A 16,510-nucleotide genomic window follows, 5' to 3' on the forward strand; every position below is an offset into this window, starting at 1 on the left:
GGATACCCCCCGACCATGAGCGATTTCGATCTCGTCCTCCGCGGCAACATCGTGTTGTCCGACCGGATCATCGAGGATGGCTATGTCGCCGTCACCGGCGGCAAGGTCGGCAAGGTCGGGTCCGGCACGCCACCCTCGGCCCGCGAGACCCAGGATTTCCGTGGCCAATGGATCATGCCGGGCGTCATCGACGGGCAGGTCCATTCCGGCAGCCAGGCCAATCACGAGGGCATCGGCATGTGCTCGCGCGCCGCGGCGGCCGGTGGCGTCACCGTCATGGTCGACATGCCCTATGACGAGCCGGAGCCCGTCACCAGCGCCGAGCTCTTCAACGAGAAGGTCGCGGTGGTCGAACGCGACGCCCATGTCGATGTCGCGCTCTATGCCACGATCACGATCGAGAACGGGCTTCATGCCATTCCGGGCCTCGTCGAGGCCGGCGCCTGCGCCTTCAAGTTCTCGACCTTCGAGGCCAATCCGACGCGCTTTCCGCGCATCGGCGACGACACGCTCTACGAAGCCTTCAAGCTGATCGAGCCGACCGGCCTGCTTTGCGGCGTCCATAACCAGGACCAGGAGATGACCCGGCGCAATATCGCCAGGCTGATCGAAGCCGGCGATACCGGCCCGGACGCCTTCCTGCGCGCCCACACCCCGCTGATCGAGAACCTCGCCACCGCCCGCATCTACGAGATCGGCGCAGAGACGGGCGCACGCGCCCACGCCGTCCACGTCTCGACCTCGCGCGGCTTCGAGATCTGCAACATGTACAAGCGCGCCGGCTACAAGGCGACGGTCGAGAGCTGCGTGCAGTACTTCATGCTCAACGCCGAGGAGCATGTGCCGCGCTTCGGCGCGAAGGTGAAGCACTACCCGCCGATCCGCCCGAAGGCCGAGAGCGACCTGCTCTGGAGCCATCTCGCCGCCGGCCATTGCGACTTCATCTCGTCCGATCACGTCTCCTGGGGGTTGGAGAAGAAGGGCGATCCGATGGTCTTCAAGAACACTTCGGGCGGGCCGGGCATCGAGACGCTGCTGCCGGCGCTCTGGACCGGCTGCGAGGAGCACGGACTGTCGCCGACCATCGTGGTGAAGCAGCTCTGCGAGGGGCCGGCCAAGGCCTTCCTGCTCGCCGACAAGGGCCGGCTCGAAGCGGGCGCCGACGCCGACATCACCGTGCTGGAGCCCGGCCGCTTCATCCACGACCCCAGCAAGAGCCTGTCGGCGGTGAAGTGGAGCTCGATGGAAGGCCGCGAATTCCGTGTCCGCGTCGCCGCCACCTACGTCCGCGGCCAGCTCGCCTGGGACGGCACCGAGATCCGCAACAAGGCGGGCGACGGCCGCTTCCTGCGTCCGGCGGCGTAAGCGCATCATGTCGATCGATCAGGACCGGCTCTGGCGCCGCATCGAGGCTCTCTCCGGGATCACAGACCCGGAGCGCCCGTGGACGCGCCGTTCCTTCACGCCGCGCTGCCTCGAAGGCCGCGAATGGCTCGCAGCGGAATTCCGCGAGGCCGGGTTGGAGACGGAGCTCGACGCGGGCGGCAACCTGATCGGCCGTCTCGCCGGGGCCGATCCTTCGCTGAAGCCGATCCTGATCGGCTCGCATTCCGACACCGTGCCTTCCGGCGGCCGCTATGACGGCATCCTCGGCGTGCTCGCCGCACTGGAAGTCGCGCAGAGCTTCAGCGAGCGCGGCGACCGTTTGCGCCATACGCTTGAGGTCGTCGACTTCCTCGCCGAAGAGCCGAGCGAGTTCGGTCTCTCCTGCATCGGCAGCCGCGCTCTCGCCGGAGCCCTGGGCGAGCATCACCTTGCGCTGACCCGCCCCGACGGCATGACGCTGCGCGAAGGCATCGCCTTCGTCGGCGGCCGGCCCGAGGAGCTGGCTGCGGTCAAGCGCCCCGCCGGAAGCGTCGCTGCTTATGTCGAGGTCCATATCGAGCAGGGTCGCGTGCTCGAGAACGAGCGCATCCCGATCGGCATCGTCACCGACATCGTCGGCATCCGCCGCGAGCGCATCACCGTGACCGGTCGCGCCGACCATGCCGGCGCAACACCGATGCCGCTGCGCGCCGATGCGCTGGTCGGCGCCGCGAAGCTGGTCGAGGCCGCCTACAAGCGGGCACTCGCGACCGCCCGTGACAACCAGCCCCTGGTCGCCACCTTCGGGCGCATCGAGGTCAGCCCCAACGCGGCCAATGCCGTGCCGGGCGAGGCCGTGCTGACGCTCGAGGTGCGCTCCGGCAACGAGGCCGCGGTCAAAGCCTTCGGCGAAGCTCTGGTGCGCGATCTGCGCCCCGCGCTCGAAGACCTCAGGCTCTCCATCGCCGTCGAGCCGATCAGCCATGTCGCGCCGACGGCCTGCGCGCCGGAAATCCGGTCGGCCATCGCGAATGCCGCCACCTCGCTCGGTCTCGCCACGCGCGACCTGCCGAGCGGCGCCGGCCATGACGGCGTCTTCGTCGCGCAGACCGGCCCGATCGGCATGATCTTCGTGCCCTGCCTCGACGGGCGCAGCCATGCGCCGGAGGAATCGATCACGCCCGAGCAGGCCGGCGACGGCGCCCGCGTGCTGGCCGAGACGGTGCGCCTGCTCGATGTGAGCCTGGGCTGAGCCGATGGATTGGGCAGCGGGCGACCTTCCGGAACGCGACCTCTACAAGCTCCTCGTCAACACCGTGCTGCCGCGCCCGATCGCGCTCGTCACCACGGTCGACGCGCAAGGGCGCGCCAACGCGGCCCCCTTCAGCTTCTTCAACGTCTTCAGCCACGCGCCGCCGCTGGTCGTGCTCGGCATCGAAGGACGCGACAAGGCGCCTTCGCCGCTGAAGGACACGATGCGCAACATCCGCGAGACCGGCGGCTTCGTCGTCAATCTCGTCGACCGGGCGCTGGTCGAGGCGATGCAGGTCTGCGCGATCGATTTCCCCGGCGACATCGACGAGATCGAGGCGGCCGGACTTGAGACGGCTGCGAGTGTTTCGATCGCGGGGCCGAGGCTCGCCGCTTCCCCCGTCCAGCTCGAATGCCGCGAGACGGTCTCGCTCTCGCTCGGCACCCGGCATCGCAATCTCGTCGTCGGCGAAATCCAGCACATCCATATCCGCGACGGCATCGTCGACGAGCGCCTGCACGTTGATATCGACAAGCTCGATCTCGTCGGCCGCCTGCACGGCGCCGACTGGTACGTCACATTGCGCGACCGCTTCCAGGCGCCGCGCCAGACGCTCGATGGCTGGCGCGGGCGCGAGAGGGCTGCTGATGCGGCTGAAGGAGAGGCATCGTGAGCGGTACGATCTACGTCATCAATCCCAACTCGACCGAGCGCGTGACCAAGGAGATCGATGTCGGCGTCGCGCCGCTGCGCATGGCCGGCGGCCCCGCGATCGAATGCCTGACGCTGGCCGATGGCCCGCCCGGCATTCAGTCGCAACGCGATGTCGACGGGCTGATCCCGGCCCTGCTGAAGCGCGCGGCCGGCCTCGAGAACGAGGCCGCAGCCTTCGTTATCGCCTGCTTCTCGGACCCCGGCATGCACTCCCTGCGCGAGCAGAGCGAGAAGCCCGTGCTGGGCATCGCCGAATCCGGCGTGCTGACGGCGCTGACGCTGGGCCAGCGCTTCGGCATCGTAGCCATGCTGCAGAACTCGATCCCGCGCCATCTGCGCTATCTCGGCGCGATGGGAATGATGGATCGCTTCGCCGGCGACCTGCCGGTGAATCTCACCATCGCCGAGATGGCCGACGATGAACTGACACTGGGCCGCATGATCGGCGTCGGCCGCACGCTGCGCGACACGCACCATGCCGATGTGCTGGTCATGGGCTGCGCCGGCATGGCGCGCTTCCGCGAGCCGCTGGAACGGGAACTCGGCATCCCGATCGTGGAACCGACGCAGGCTGCCGTGACGATGGCGATCGGGCGCGTCCGGCTGGGCTGGGGCGGGCGCCCCCTGCGCAAAGGCTGAATCATGGATGATCTGATTGCCGAACTCGCCGGGGCTCTCGGCGAGGCAAATGTCCTCGTCTCCGAGCAGGACCAGGCGCCCTTCCTGACCGACTGGCTCGGCAAGTATCGCGGTGCCGCGCGAGCCGTCGTCCGGCCGGGTTCGACCACGGAGGTCGCGGCCGTGATGCGGATCTGCGCGCGTCACAAAATTCCTGTCGTCCCGCAGGGCGGCAACACCAGCATGTCTGGCGGTGCAACACCGGATACGACCGGCGATGCCATCGTCTTGTCGCTTATGAGACTGAATAGCATTCGCAATATCGACGCCATCAGCAACACCATCGTCGTGGATGCCGGCGTCGTGCTCGCGAAGGTGCAACAAGCCGCGCAGCAGGCCGGACGCTTCTTCCCGCTCAGCCTCGGCGCCGAAGGCAGCTGCACCATCGGCGGCAATCTCGCGGCCAATGCCGGTGGCGTCGCCGTGCTGCGCTACGGCACCATGCGCGAACTCACCCTCGGCCTCGAGGTCGTGCTCGCCGATGGGCGCATCTGGGACGGGCTGACGGCGCTGCGCAAGGACAATACCGGCTACGCCTTGCGCGACCTCTTCATTGGCTCGGAAGGCACGCTCGGCATCATCACCGGCGCAGTGCTCAAGCTCTTCGCCCGGCCCCATGCCCGCGCCACCGCCTTCGTCGCCGTTCAGGATGCGGCGGCCGCGCTCAATCTTTTGCCGGCGGTCCGCGACCGTTGCGGCGACCGGCTGACCGCCTTCGAGTTCATGACGGGCGAGTGCCTGGCGCTGATCCTGCACCATATCGGCGACGCCCGCCTGCCGCTTGCCGCGATGCCGCCCGCCGCGGTTCTGATCGAGCTGTCGGACCAGGACGACGAGCCAGGCCTGCGCGAGCGCCTCGAAGCCGCGCTGATCGATAGCGTCGAGGCCGGCCTCGTGCTCGACGCGGCCGTCGCGCAGGACGTGACCCAGGCCAAGGCCTTCTGGCACATCCGCGAAGGTGTCTCCGAGGCGCTGGTGCGGGAGGGCAAGGCGGCCAAGCACGACGTCTCGATCCCGGTCTCGGCCATGGCCGATTTCGTCACGTCGACTGACGCGGCCGTACGGGCCGCAGCGCCCGGCATCAGGCCGATCGTCTTCGGCCATCTCGGCGACGGCAACCTGCATTACAACCTGCTGCCGGCTGAGGGACAGACCCCGGCCGATTTCGCGGCGATCGCGCCGGACCTCACCCGCATCGTCCATGACGAAATCGTCCGCCGGCGCGGCTCGATCAGCGCCGAGCACGGCATCGGCCAGTTGCGCGTCGGCGAGATGAAACTGCGCAAGGCGCCGCTCGAACTCGAACTGATGCACCAGCTCAAGCACCTGCTCGATCCGGCAGGCCTGCTGAACCCGGGCAAGCTCCTGCCCGCTTCCCCCACCAACTGAGGACGATCATGGCTCTGCTCGATGAAACCGCTGAGGGTGTCTACGTCATCGCGGTGACACCCTTCACCGAGACCGGCGCGCTCGATCTCGAAAGCACCGACCGGATGGTCGATTTCTATCTGGAGAAGGGCGCGACCGGCCTCACCGTGCTCGGCATGATGGGCGAGGCGCCCAAGCTGACGGCGGATGAATCCCGCATCTTCGTACGCCGCGTGCTCAAGCGCGTACAGGGCCGCGTTCCGGTCGTTGCCGGCGTCTCCGCAGCCGGCTTCGCCGCTATGCGCGAGCTCAGCGAGAGCGTGATGGGCGACGGCGCCGCCGGCGTCATGGTCGCGCCGCCCTCCAACCTGCGCACCGACGACCAGATCACCTCCTACTACGCGATGGTGGCCGAGACGCTGGGCCCGAAGACGCCGTTCGTGCTGCAGGATTTCCCATTGGTCACGCAGGTGCAGATCACCCCGGCCGTGATCCTCAAGATCGTCGCCGCCCATCCGAGCTGCGTCATGCTCAAGCATGAGGACTGGCCGGGACTCGCCAAGATCTCGGCGCTGCGCGCGGCAAGTGACCAGGGCGGCCGCCGCATCTCGATCCTCGTCGGCAACGGCGGCATGTTCCTGCCGGAAGAACTCTCGCGCGGTGCCGATGGCGCCATGACCGGCTTCGCCTATCCCGAGATGATGGTGGACGTCTGGAAGGCCCATGCCGCCGGCAATGTCGAGCGCGCGCATGACCTGTTCGACGCCTATCTGCCGCTCGCCCGCTACGAGCAGCAGCCCGGCCTCGGCCTCGCCATCCGCAAGCATATCCTGGCGAAGCGCGGCGCCATCGCCTCCGGCGCTTTGCGCAAGCCGGGCGGAGCATTGTCCAAGGCGGATATCGCCGATATCGAACGGCTCATCGCGCGGCAGGAACAGCGCCTGAAGGAGATCGGCTGATGGATCTGGGACTTGTTGGAAAGCGCGCCCTCGTATTGGGCGCGAGCCGCGGGCTCGGCGCCGCGATCGCGCAGGCGCTCGCCACTGAGGGCGCGACCGTCATCGCCGCCGCCCGCAGCACCGATGTCACGGAAAGCTGGATCGCCGCCCTGCCCGCGGAGCAGCGCACCCGCGTCAGCGCCGCGAAGCTCGACCTTGCCGATCTCGCCTCGGTCGATGCGCTCGCGGAGCGTCTCGTCGCGGAAGGCGGCGTCGACATCCTGATCGGCAACTCCGGCGGCCCGCCGCCCGGCGAGGCCCGCGACGCCAAGCGGGCCGACTGGCTCGTTCATTTCGAGGGCATGGCCGCCAATCTCTTCCATCTCGCGCAGCAGCTTCTGCCCTGCATGACGCAGCGTGGCTTCGGCCGCATCGTCACCATCGCCTCCTCCGGCGTCGAGCAGCCGATTCCGCGTCTCGCCCTCTCCAACGGCATCCGCGCCGCCGTCATCGGCTGGTCGAAGACGCTGGCCTCGGAGGTCGCTGGCAGCGGCGTGACGGTCAATGGCGTCCTGCCCGGCCGCATTCATACCGACCGCGTCGACCAGCTCGACGACGCCGCGGCGGCCCGCAGCGGCGGCACGCGCGACGCGGTGGCGAAAGCCTCGATGGCGGCGATCCCGGCCGGCCGCTACGGCAAGCCGCAGGAATTCGCCGATGTCGTCGCCTTCCTCGCCAGTGAGCGGGCGAGCTATGTGACGGGCGCCAAGATCCGGATCGACGGCGGTCTGATCAGGGGCATCTGAGCGCAAATCCGCCTGCACCAGCTCGCTCGCGGTTGGCGCAGGCATTCCGCCAGCTTGATCGAGACTGGAAGCGGCGAGGAGGAGCCGGCGTAAGGCAGCGCCTCCCAGGAGCACCGATTGCGCCCCTCGCCGCTTCCTGTCACCCTGACTTCCCGGATTGTCCTCGATCGCGTTCTTCGCCGTGTCGTCCTGCGCGCTTACGACGAACGCTGCGCGATCTAAAGCTGATCAGTGGCGGCGGCGGGGCTGAAGTCGCTGCCGCTCACATCCGTCCCTGGCACCGAGAGAAATGCTTCAAACAGTGAGCTGTGTGAATCGCGCCGGAGAGAACTTGCAACCCGCAGGTAACCACGGGCTTTCCGACACTGTCAGAAATGGCGGCGGATTATCCAAGCCAAAAAGCAAAAAGCGCCGGAAGATCCGACGCTTGCATGCTTCTCAAGCCTTGAGATTGTCTGGAGCGGGCGAAGGGATTCGAACCCTCGACCCCAACCTTGGCAAGCGATTTAGCAACTTATCGCAGTAGTTCGTTCGCGTTCCGGAGTGTCGCTCTGGAACGTCGGAGTACGAATTGTACAGTCCGTAAGAGTTTGAGTGCCATGAACCCACGCGACTTCCGTGAACTGCAGTGGAGGGGGGAGACTGTAACCGCGGGGTAACCGCGAGCGTGGTGCATTTGCATTTTCCAGCCCGCGTTTCATACAACGCCACATGCTCACAACTGTGATGTGTCGTCCTGGTTCGCGTCGACAAATTTCTTTGCTTCGCTCACGAACAATAGCCACGTCGGAACATCGCTGCTCGGCAGGCTATCAATGAATGGCCTAGCGCCAGTGACAGCGGGTATCGCCCCGTCGAGCGGGCGGTCGGGATCCAATCGCTTCGCTCGATACATGGCCCGCGCGATCCGAATGATCCGGGCATGCTCATGCGCATCGTCCATAATGAACCTTCCAGATTCGCCAATCCGCGGCGTCGTCCGAGAAGTCAGGACATCAGAGTGCGATGAACTTTCACACGACCTGCGCCTTGACCGCCCACGCTCTCGCCTTCAGATGGATCGAACCGTCCTCCTGGCGGGGTAATGTCTCGGCGAGCTTCTGCCGCAAACGTTCGCGATGGTCGGGCTTCAGACTCATGCAGTAGCCCGGGGCTGGGCCTGCTCCGAGCGTGAACGGCTGCCAATAGTCGTCGAAGTCCTGGAATATCGTGGGCGCTTCGATCAGCGCATGATCGAGGACATCCAGGCCCGCATCCTTGACCAGCGCTGTCAGCTCATCTGGGGTGCAAAACGGGAAGCGTCGGCTTTCCATCAGATCGAGGACCTTTGAATCGAGTTGGATCGCAGCCCGCCAAAATGCTCGGATGAACTCGATGCCACCGCCGGGATAATCCCAAACATAGAACCCGATCAGCGCACCCGGACGCCCAACGCGCCGCATCTCGCCAAGCGCCATTTTACGATCCGGCACAAAATTCAGGACCAGAGCGGAGACAATTACGTCAACGCTTCCGGCCTCAGCCGGAAGGGCCTGGGCATCGCCTAGTCGAAATTGCACGCGCTCATCCGAGAGCGCGCCCTGCGCTGTCTGGAGAAAACCCTCTGAGGGATCGATGGCAAGCACACTTTTTGGCGAACACCGAGCGACAATGGCGGCCGAAAGCGCGCCGGTTCCGGACCCTACATCGAGCCAGTCCACACCGACCGGTGCATCGAGCCAATCAAGAAACTGTGGTGCGATCTGTCGGCTCCACCGGCCCATGTAGCGGTTGTAGCTGTCTCCGGCGCTCCAAGCGTCGTGTCGTGCACTCTCGGTCATGGCCACGCCCCCAAACGGTGAGTCTACACACCGTCCTGTCGAGGCGAAATGGCGGAGATGAGGCTAGGTTGGAGAACGGCCCACCACGATCAGGCGGGATCCCAAGCTACCAGCGGCCCAGGCGATCCCAATCGCCGACGCAGTTGTCGCTCTCCACCGTGCATTTAGGGGTGAGCGGCTTCAATAGCTGCCACGCCCGCCTGAATTGATGCCGAGCGAACGCTAAGCGGTTCCGTCTGACGTGCCGAATCGGAAGAAGCCGCGTTGGGGTCGAAGTATCCCCCTGCTACGTCCCAAATGAACCAGATCACGGACTCTGACGTCGATCACCTGCGCATACCGGTCACGCCGGAAGCGGACATTTTGCGACCAGGAACCATGTCCGCCTTCCTCACAGTAAGCTGCTCCTTCTTTTCCTCCCGCTCGCTCGAAAACTGGATAAGCTGCGTTTCACCAGCCAACTGAGCAGGGATTTACAGCAGACGGGGAGCGACATGAAACATGCAGCCGTAGCAATCGGCCTTCTGATGTCTTTCGCAACATGCACGGCAAACGCCGACACCGTCACAGACTGGAATCAGACAGCGATCGGGGTTCTCAAGGACGCGAACGTTGCCGGCAATCCGTGGACCCGCAGCATGGCGATGGTCCATGTTGCGATGTCCGATGCCGTCAACTCGGTGCAGGGTCGATATGGCCGATATGTTGCCACAGCGGATTTGACGCGCGATGCTTCGGCCGAAGCCGCAGCCGCGTCGGCCGCCCGGCAGATCCTGCTCCGACCCCATCCCGCTCAGAAGGTCATAATTGAGGAGGCTTTCACCACCTCAACCAAGGCGATCCCTGATGGTGCAGGGAAGACATCGGGCATAGCGCTCGGCGAAAAGGTGGCTACGCTCGTCCACGCCGATCGCGCGGCGGACGGTACCAGTGCCCCCGACACCTATCGACCCGTTGCCACACCGGGAATGTGGATACCCACGACGCCGCCATTATTGGCACAATATGCCCAAGCAAAACCTTGGGTGCTCAAGAGCGCTGACCAGTTCCGCCCGGGTCCACCGCCGCAATTGACGAGTGCGATTTATGCCCGCGATTACAACGAGACGAAAAGTTTAGGTGGCATCCGAAACACCACGCGTACAGCAGAGCAATCCGACATCGTGAAGTTCTGGACGCAAGCGAATATCAGCCCCGCCTGGCAGGAAGCGGCACGCCAGATCTCGGCGGCCAAGGGACTGGGACTCGCGGAGAATGCACGGCTCTTCGCATTGCTCAACATGGCCATGGCGAACACCTTCATTAACGACTGGGATGCCAAGTTCACCTATAACTTCTGGCGGCCAGTTACGGCGATACGCAACGGCGATATGGATGGCAACGATGCCACCGAACGCGATGCCGGCTGGACGTCGTCGAATGCAACGCCGATGCACCCGGAATACCCGTCACAGGCGGCGATTGTCGCCGGAGTGTCGGTACGCGTGTTGGAATTGGTTGTTCCGTCCGCGCAAAGCGTACCGGTGACGGCGACAGACTTAATCGATCCGACCAAGAAGCTTCAGTTTGCCAGCATTAAGCAATTGGCGGACGAGCAGTGTGATGTGCGAGTTTGGGGCGGAATCCATTTTCGCACCTCGCTTGAGGTCGGCGTGGACATGGGCAAACAGATCGCCGAGTACATGGTGGAGCACTCGCTCAAGCCCTTGCAATGATGCCGCAACACCGAAATTGGACGGCGCGGTTTTAGGAGGTTCGGGGCTGGCTTTTTTGGGTATGGAAGTCAGCCCCAAAATCGGAAATTTGAGAAATTCCTGACAAGACGCTCGATTTCAACTGATCCCGCTTGGGCCATGTAACAATTCAACGGGGCGTAGATCGCACGTTGTTTGGCGTCGCCCATCGCGCCGCCGGAATTGCCGACGACAAGCCTGGTGGCGCCAAACGCCCGCCCGGGGATGATGACGGCCGGTGCCGCAAGAGCCGCGACAGCCCCCTTCAGAACCGCGCGGCGGCCGAGTGCATTGGACGGGGAGGCTGGCATGTTGACAGGCCTTTCCAAGCTTGAGGATATGCTCGGCATCCCGAAGAACGCCGGTTTGGGCCAGGTCATCAGCGTTCGAGGAAGCGCCCCGTCTCTGCGGGCCACGAGACCTGCACGCGCAGGCCGGGTTCCAGCCGGGTGGTCGAGGGGTCGGTGAGCTCCTGGATGGAGACCGTCGCGCCGCTATCCAGGGTGACGAAATGCTTCGAGGTCGCGCCGGTCACGAGCGTATTGTCGAGATGGCCGCTCAGGACGTTGTGCCCTGCCGCAACTTGTCCGTTCTGGACGAGACGCAAGGCTTCCGGTCGCAGCAGCAGCTTGCCCGCAGCTCCGACCGATGCAGGACTGTGAAGGCGGACGCGGCAGCTTTCGCTCGCAGACAATCGCAGGAGAGCCGGCTCCCCTGTTTCGGCAACGGTTGCGTCGAGAAGCGTGGAGGCGCCGATGAAATCTGCGGCGAACTGCGTGCAAGGCTCGAAATAAAGTTCGTCGGGCGTGCCGATCTGCTCGACCCGGCCGGCATTCATCAACATGATCCGGTCGGACATGTTGAGCGCCTCTTCCTGATCATGCGTCACGTAGAGCATGGTGATGCCGAGCTCCTTGTGGATGCGCCGGATTTCGAGCTGCATCTGCTCGCGCAGCTTCTTGTCTAGGGCGCCCAGCGGCTCGTCCATCAGGATGAGATCGGGCTTGTAGACGATGCAGCGCGCGATCGAGATGCGCTGCTGTTGCCCCCCCGAGAGCTCTTTCGGCTTGCGGTCCCCGACATGCGGAAGCCGCACGAGTTCCAGCACCTCGGCGACCCGCCGGCGAATCTCCGCGCGCGGGACCCTCCTGATCTCGAGCGGAAACGCGATGTTCTCGGAGACCGTCATATGCGGCATGAGCGCGTAGTTCTGGAAGACCATGCCTAGGCCGCGCTTCTCGGACGGCACTTCGGTGACGTCGCGGCCGTTGATGACTATGCGGCCTCGCGTCGGCGCCGCCATGCCCGCGATGAGGTTGAGCAATGTGGTCTTTCCCGAGCCCGAAGGCCCGAGGAGGGTCAGGAACTCGCCTGTCGGAACGGATAGCTCGGTGTCGTGCAGGGCGACGACGGAGCCGTAATCTTTGCGCAGGCCGCTGATCTCGATCATCGCGGCTTTGGCTCCGCTGCTGTCAACCACTGCGTGCTTCCTTCTGAACGGTGGCGACGATCACGCAGACGACGATCGAAAGCGCCGTCAGCATCGTCGAGATCGCCGCCAGGACCGGCGAGACCTCGAACTGGATCGAGGAGAACATCTTGATCGGCAGCGTGGTGTCGCCGGCCCTGGCGACGAACCAGGAGATCACCACCTCGTCGAAGGAGATCAGGAAAGCGAAGAGGCCACTCGCGATGATCGAGGGTGTGAGCAGAGGCAGCGTCACCCGCCGCAGCACGATCAGGCGCGAGGCGCCCATGACGGTCGCCGCGCGTTCCAGCGCCGGGTCGATATGGCGCAGGCCGGCGCTCGCCGTGACGACGACGAAAGGCAAAGTCGCGATCGCGTGAGCGAAGATAAGGCGTAGCTCGCCATTGGTCAGCCTGATCTCGGTGAAATATATGTAGAGCGCCAGCGCGACCGCGACATGCGGCACCATCACCGGACTGAGCAGGAAAAGCGCGAGGATTTTCCGGCCCGGGAAGCTGCCGCGCGTCAGGGCATAGGCGGCGGGGATGCCGAGGAGCAGCGCCAGCAGCGTCGACCAGATCGCGACACGGAAGCTCAGCCAGGTCGACGCGACCCAGCCCTCCTCTGCAAAGAAGCGCCTGAACAAGGCCAGTGAAAAACCCTTCGGCGGGAAGACGATCTGATTGGAAGAGCCGAAGGAAATCACGGCGGTGATGAGGCTCGGCAGGAGCATGAAAACCAGTATGACCGTGACCACGGCGCCCAAGGCGATGCGCCAGCCGCTGATGCGCGTTTCCATCAGTGCCCCTCCTCGGAGAGGATCGACGAGCCGCCCCTGACCTTCGACAGCAACATGGCGGCGACCGCCGCGGCGGTGACCAGCAGCACCGCGACCGCCGAGGCCATCGGCCAGTTGAGCGCCTCGCGAGTGTAGAAATCGACGAGATTGGCGAACATCATGTCCTGCCGCCCGCCGAGCAGAGCCGGGATGATGTAGAAACCAAGGCTCAGGATGAAGACGAGCAGCGCACCGGCCATCACGCCCGGCAGACTGAGTGGGAGCGTGACCCGAAGGAAGATCCTGAGCTTTCCCGCTCCCATGATGGCGGCTGCCTTCGCCAATTCCGGTGGCTGGCTGCGCAGGCTCGTCAGGATCGGAAAGACGAAGAACGGGATGAGGAAATGGCTCATGCCGACCATCACGCCGAAGCGATTGAACAGCATCTTCACCGGGGCGATGCCGAAGGCACCGAGCATCTGGTTGATGATCCCGGCCTGTCCGAGCAGCACCATGAAGGAGAAGCTCTTGACCAGCGAACTCGTCCAAAACGGCACGAGCACAAGGATCATGTAGAGCGCGCGTCGCCGCGGCGACTGTTTCGCCAGGAAATAGGCGATCGGGTAGGCCAGCAGCAGCGAGAAGACGGTCGCGCTGACACTGACCTCGAGCGTCGTATAGGCAACGCGCAGGAACAGCGGCGTCGAGAAGATCTTGGCATAGGCCTGGAATGTCAGCCCATCGCCGTTCTCCTGCTGCAGGCTCTGCCGCAGGACGCTGAACAGCGGAAAGGCGAAGAGCAGGGCCATGAACAGCGCCGCCGGCATCGCATAAGCCGCGTCTCGGAAATGCGCCTTGGTTGCGCGAAGCTGCATGTAAGAACCCCGACCGATCACCTGCCGCGCCGGCAACGTAAGCGTTCCGCAAGGGAGTTCGCTACGCGCCGGGCGGTCGTCTCAAGGACTTCGACCCCCCGATGGGTCAGGTCAGCAGCCATTCCTTGAAGCGGGTATTGAGCTCCTCGATCCGGCTGTCCCACCAGGTCGCGTTGACGAACAGATTATCGGGGTCTGCAATGTTCGGCAGCCATTTCCGCGTCGCCGGATCGACCTTCGCCAAAGCGTCGGCATAGGTCGGTGCGTCGCCCGACAGATTGGACAGCTCGACCTGCCGGTCCTTGTCCATCGTGAAGGCGAGGAAGCGCATCGCCGCGTCGCGATTCTTGGTGCCCTTCAATGCGCCGATCCAGCCGATGCCGAGGATGTTCTGCTTGAAGGAGTAGTCGATCGGCACATTCGCCGCCTGGAGATCTTTGACGCGCGTCGTGTAGGTGTAGGTGAAATCGGTTTCGTTGCCCTGGATGAGCGAAACCGTCTGCGCGGTCTGGGCGATCCAGTGCGAAACGTGCGGCTTGATCCGCTCGAGCGCCTTGAAGGCCCGATCGATATCGCAGGGATAGACCTGGGACGCCGGCACACCGTCACCCATCAAGGCGATCTCGAGCGTATCCGTCACCCGGTTGCGCAAGCCGCGGCGGCCGGGAAATCCCTTCGCATCCCAGAATTCGGGCCAGGTCTTCGGGGCCTTGCCACCCAGCCGATTGGTCGGGAAGGCGATGCCGGCAGCATAGACGGTGCCGCCCACGGCATACTCGTGCTTCGACTGCGGAATGGCGTCGGCGCGGTTGACGATGCTCTCATCGACTTTTTCAAGCAGGCCGAGTCTTGCTGCTGCGGGAACCCAGGCGTCATTGAGATCGGTGATGTCCCATTCGACATCCTTGCGTTCGACCTGCGCCTTCATCTTCGCGAGATCGGGGCCCGAGGCGGTCACGATCTCGATGCCGGTCGCCTTGGTGAAGGGATCGTAGAGCGCCTTGCGCTTGGCATCGCCCATGGCACCGCCGGAGTTCACGATGACGAGACGTTTGCCCTGCGCCCAGCCGGGGCGGATATAGGCGGGGCTGGCGATGGCGCCGGCGGCGAGGCCACCGATCACGGAGCGGCGGGAAAGCGGCTGCAGGTCCGGCATTTTACGATCCCCTGTTTTTTGTTTGATGCCGCAGGTTCTCGCGGCACGGCATCGAAATCCATGGGCCGAATGATGGCTCTCGGCGGCATAAGCGACAATTCGCCGACGATAGCCGTCAGATTGACGGCCATGTTGCAGCTAGCGTTCCCCTGCCCTCTTGTTCGTCGATCGCCGGTGACAGCAGCTCGGCCAGCGCCAAAAGCGCCATATCGTCGAGACGCAGCCCGATCAGGCTGACACCGACGGGCATCCCGCCGGGACCTCGGCCAGCAGGGATGCCGACGCAAGGCGCGTGCAGGATCGACCAGTAGCCGTTGAATACCGAACTGCCGGTGTTCTCCAGCCCGACCGGCGCCTCGCCCGGCGCGCTCGGCGTCAAAACGACGTCGAGGTCCGGCCCGAACAGATCGTCGAATAGAAGGCGGCAGCGATCGGCCACCCCATAGGCTTCGCGCAGGCGCGCCTTGGTCAGGCCCCGTCGATTTTCCGCCTGTTCGCGCAACGGGAGCGCCAGACGCTCCGGAGCGGCGAGCCATTCGGGCTGGAAGGCCCTGCCGCCTTCGCTGTAGTAGATGTCGAGATAGGCCTGGAATAAGTCTTCGAACGCAGCCGGCAGGAGAAGGTCCTCGACGATCGCCCCGGCTCCGGCCAGCCGCGCCGCCGTCGTCAGGAGGGTCGCTTCTCCAGCCGGCTCGATCTTGCTCCATGATGGTGTCCGGCACAGCCCGATCCGCAATCCGCGAATGTCGCGCGCCGATGGCGGATCTTCGGCCAGGAAGCCGAAGGCGCTCGCGACGAGGCGCAGATCCGCGGCCGAACGGCCATACCAACCGATCGTGTCCATCGAACCGGCATTCATCTTGAGGCCCTCGCGGCTGACGGCGCCCCAGCTCGGCTTGAAAGCGTAGATTCCGGTGAAGGATGCCGGCCGCAGGTGCGAGCCGATCGTCTGCGATCCGAAGGCAAGCGGTACGTGGAAATCCGCGACGGCCGCGGCCGATCCGGAGGACGAGCCGCCCGGCGTCCGCGACAGGTCATGCGGATTGCGCGTCAGCGCCTTTCGCCCATTGGCCGCGAATTCGACCGTGTCGGTTTTGCCGAGAATGAGGCCGCCGCAGTGCCGGACCGTTGCCACGCAAGGGGCGTCTCGGCCGGCTTGGGTCCCGTGATAGATGGCTGAATTCTGCGTCGTCGGCAGGTCGATGGTGTCGAAGACGTCCTTCACGCCCCAGGGCAAGCCATGGAGAGCGTGGCGGGCAGGCGTCTTGTCGATCTCTCGCGCGGCGCGCAACGCCCGTTCCGGCTCGATATGGAGCCTGGCGCGAATGTCGCCATCCCGCTTCTCGATGCGCGTGAGGCAGGAGCGCAGCAGTTCTTCGCAGCCGAGACGGCGGGACCGTATGCTTGCCGCGGCAACGCTCGCCGTCAGAAGGCAGGGCTCCGTGGCCACATCGGGGTGGGATAAGGCGTCTGCCGTCATAGAACAATCCTCTCCAACGTCGTGTTTGGCCCTGCCCGGCGGGCACCAGATTCGGTCCTGCGCATGCAGCGGTTCCGCA

Annotated in this window: 16 protein-coding genes and 1 pseudogene; 9 read left to right on the top strand and 8 right to left on the bottom strand. The window is 64.9% G+C overall.

What is annotated here, in order from left to right:
• The first annotated feature begins 15 nt into the window (after positions 1-15).
• The 8 genes and pseudogenes from NWE53_RS17115 to NWE53_RS17150 form a co-directional block, all read left to right on the top strand.
• Complete coding sequence (locus tag NWE53_RS17115) at positions 16-1,365, top strand: dihydroorotase (RefSeq protein ID WP_265050580.1); 1,350 nt, start codon at positions 16-18, stop codon at positions 1,363-1,365.
• A gap of 7 nt (positions 1,366-1,372) precedes the next feature.
• Positions 1,373-2,617, top strand: coding sequence for a Zn-dependent hydrolase (locus NWE53_RS17120; RefSeq protein ID WP_265050581.1), 1,245 nt, complete (start codon positions 1,373-1,375; stop codon positions 2,615-2,617).
• A gap of 4 nt (positions 2,618-2,621) precedes the next feature.
• On the top strand, positions 2,622-3,290 hold the full coding sequence (locus tag NWE53_RS17125; protein ID WP_265050582.1) for a flavin reductase family protein: 669 nt from the start codon (positions 2,622-2,624) through the stop codon (positions 3,288-3,290).
• Complete coding sequence (locus tag NWE53_RS17130) at positions 3,287-3,970, top strand: aspartate/glutamate racemase family protein (protein ID WP_265050583.1); 684 nt, start codon at positions 3,287-3,289, stop codon at positions 3,968-3,970. Before NWE53_RS17125 ends, NWE53_RS17130 begins: the two co-directional genes overlap by 4 nt.
• A 3-nt stretch (positions 3,971-3,973) precedes the next feature.
• Positions 3,974-5,398 carry an FAD-binding oxidoreductase gene (locus NWE53_RS17135; RefSeq protein WP_265050584.1) on the top strand — a complete coding sequence of 475 codons (1,425 nt, stop codon included), beginning with the start codon at positions 3,974-3,976 and terminating at the stop codon, positions 5,396-5,398.
• An 8-nt stretch (positions 5,399-5,406) separates the two neighbouring features.
• The gene (locus NWE53_RS17140; protein WP_265050585.1) at positions 5,407-6,336 is read left to right on the top strand and encodes a dihydrodipicolinate synthase family protein; all 930 of its coding nucleotides are present in this window, start codon (positions 5,407-5,409) and stop codon (positions 6,334-6,336) included.
• Positions 6,336-7,121, top strand: a complete 786-nt coding sequence (locus NWE53_RS17145; protein WP_265050586.1) for an SDR family oxidoreductase — start codon at positions 6,336-6,338, stop codon at positions 7,119-7,121. The genes NWE53_RS17140 and NWE53_RS17145 overlap by 1 nt, the downstream gene beginning before the upstream one ends.
• A gap of 147 nt (positions 7,122-7,268) precedes the next feature.
• Positions 7,269-7,396 (top strand): annotated as a pseudogene (locus NWE53_RS17150) (HNH endonuclease); the annotation flags it as partial.
• 440 nt (positions 7,397-7,836) lie between these two features.
• Here the strand turns inward: NWE53_RS17150 and NWE53_RS17155 are convergent.
• Positions 7,837-8,064 (bottom strand): hypothetical protein, encoded by a 228-nt coding sequence (locus tag NWE53_RS17155; protein ID WP_265050587.1) that lies wholly within the window; start codon positions 8,062-8,064, stop codon positions 7,837-7,839.
• A 70-nt stretch (positions 8,065-8,134) separates the two neighbouring features.
• Positions 8,135-8,941, bottom strand: a complete 807-nt coding sequence (locus NWE53_RS17160) for a class I SAM-dependent methyltransferase (protein ID WP_265050588.1) — start codon at positions 8,939-8,941, stop codon at positions 8,135-8,137.
• A 494-nt stretch (positions 8,942-9,435) separates the two neighbouring features.
• Here NWE53_RS17160 and NWE53_RS17165 point away from each other — a divergent pair, with 494 nt between their 5' ends.
• Complete coding sequence (locus NWE53_RS17165; protein ID WP_265050589.1) at positions 9,436-10,656, top strand: vanadium-dependent haloperoxidase; 1,221 nt, start codon at positions 9,436-9,438, stop codon at positions 10,654-10,656.
• A gap of 68 nt (positions 10,657-10,724) precedes the next feature.
• Here the strand turns inward: NWE53_RS17165 and NWE53_RS17170 are convergent, their stop codons facing one another.
• From NWE53_RS17170 to NWE53_RS17195, 6 genes are all read right to left on the bottom strand, one after another.
• Positions 10,725-11,054 carry a hypothetical protein gene (locus NWE53_RS17170; protein ID WP_265050590.1) on the bottom strand — a complete coding sequence of 110 codons (330 nt, stop codon included), beginning with the start codon at positions 11,052-11,054 and terminating at the stop codon, positions 10,725-10,727.
• Positions 11,054-12,124, bottom strand: a complete 1,071-nt coding sequence (locus tag NWE53_RS17175; protein ID WP_265050591.1) for an ABC transporter ATP-binding protein — start codon at positions 12,122-12,124, stop codon at positions 11,054-11,056. Before NWE53_RS17175 ends, NWE53_RS17170 begins: the two co-directional genes overlap by 1 nt.
• A 22-nt stretch (positions 12,125-12,146) precedes the next feature.
• On the bottom strand, positions 12,147-12,941 hold the full coding sequence (locus NWE53_RS17180; protein ID WP_265050592.1) for an ABC transporter permease: 795 nt from the start codon (positions 12,939-12,941) through the stop codon (positions 12,147-12,149).
• A complete protein-coding gene (locus NWE53_RS17185; RefSeq protein WP_265050593.1) occupies positions 12,941-13,795 on the bottom strand; it encodes an ABC transporter permease in 855 nt (284 codons plus the stop codon). Before NWE53_RS17185 ends, NWE53_RS17180 begins: the two co-directional genes overlap by 1 nt.
• Before the next feature lie 106 nt (positions 13,796-13,901).
• Complete coding sequence (locus NWE53_RS17190; RefSeq protein ID WP_265050594.1) at positions 13,902-14,951, bottom strand: ABC transporter substrate-binding protein; 1,050 nt, start codon at positions 14,949-14,951, stop codon at positions 13,902-13,904.
• A gap of 115 nt (positions 14,952-15,066) precedes the next feature.
• Positions 15,067-16,431: an amidase gene (locus tag NWE53_RS17195; protein ID WP_265050595.1), complete on the bottom strand. Its 1,365-nt coding sequence runs from the start codon at positions 16,429-16,431 to the stop codon at positions 15,067-15,069.
• Positions 16,432-16,510 lie beyond the last annotated feature (79 nt).

Source organism: Bosea sp. NBC_00550 (assembly GCF_026020075.1).
GTDB lineage: Bacteria > Pseudomonadota > Alphaproteobacteria > Rhizobiales > Beijerinckiaceae > Allobosea.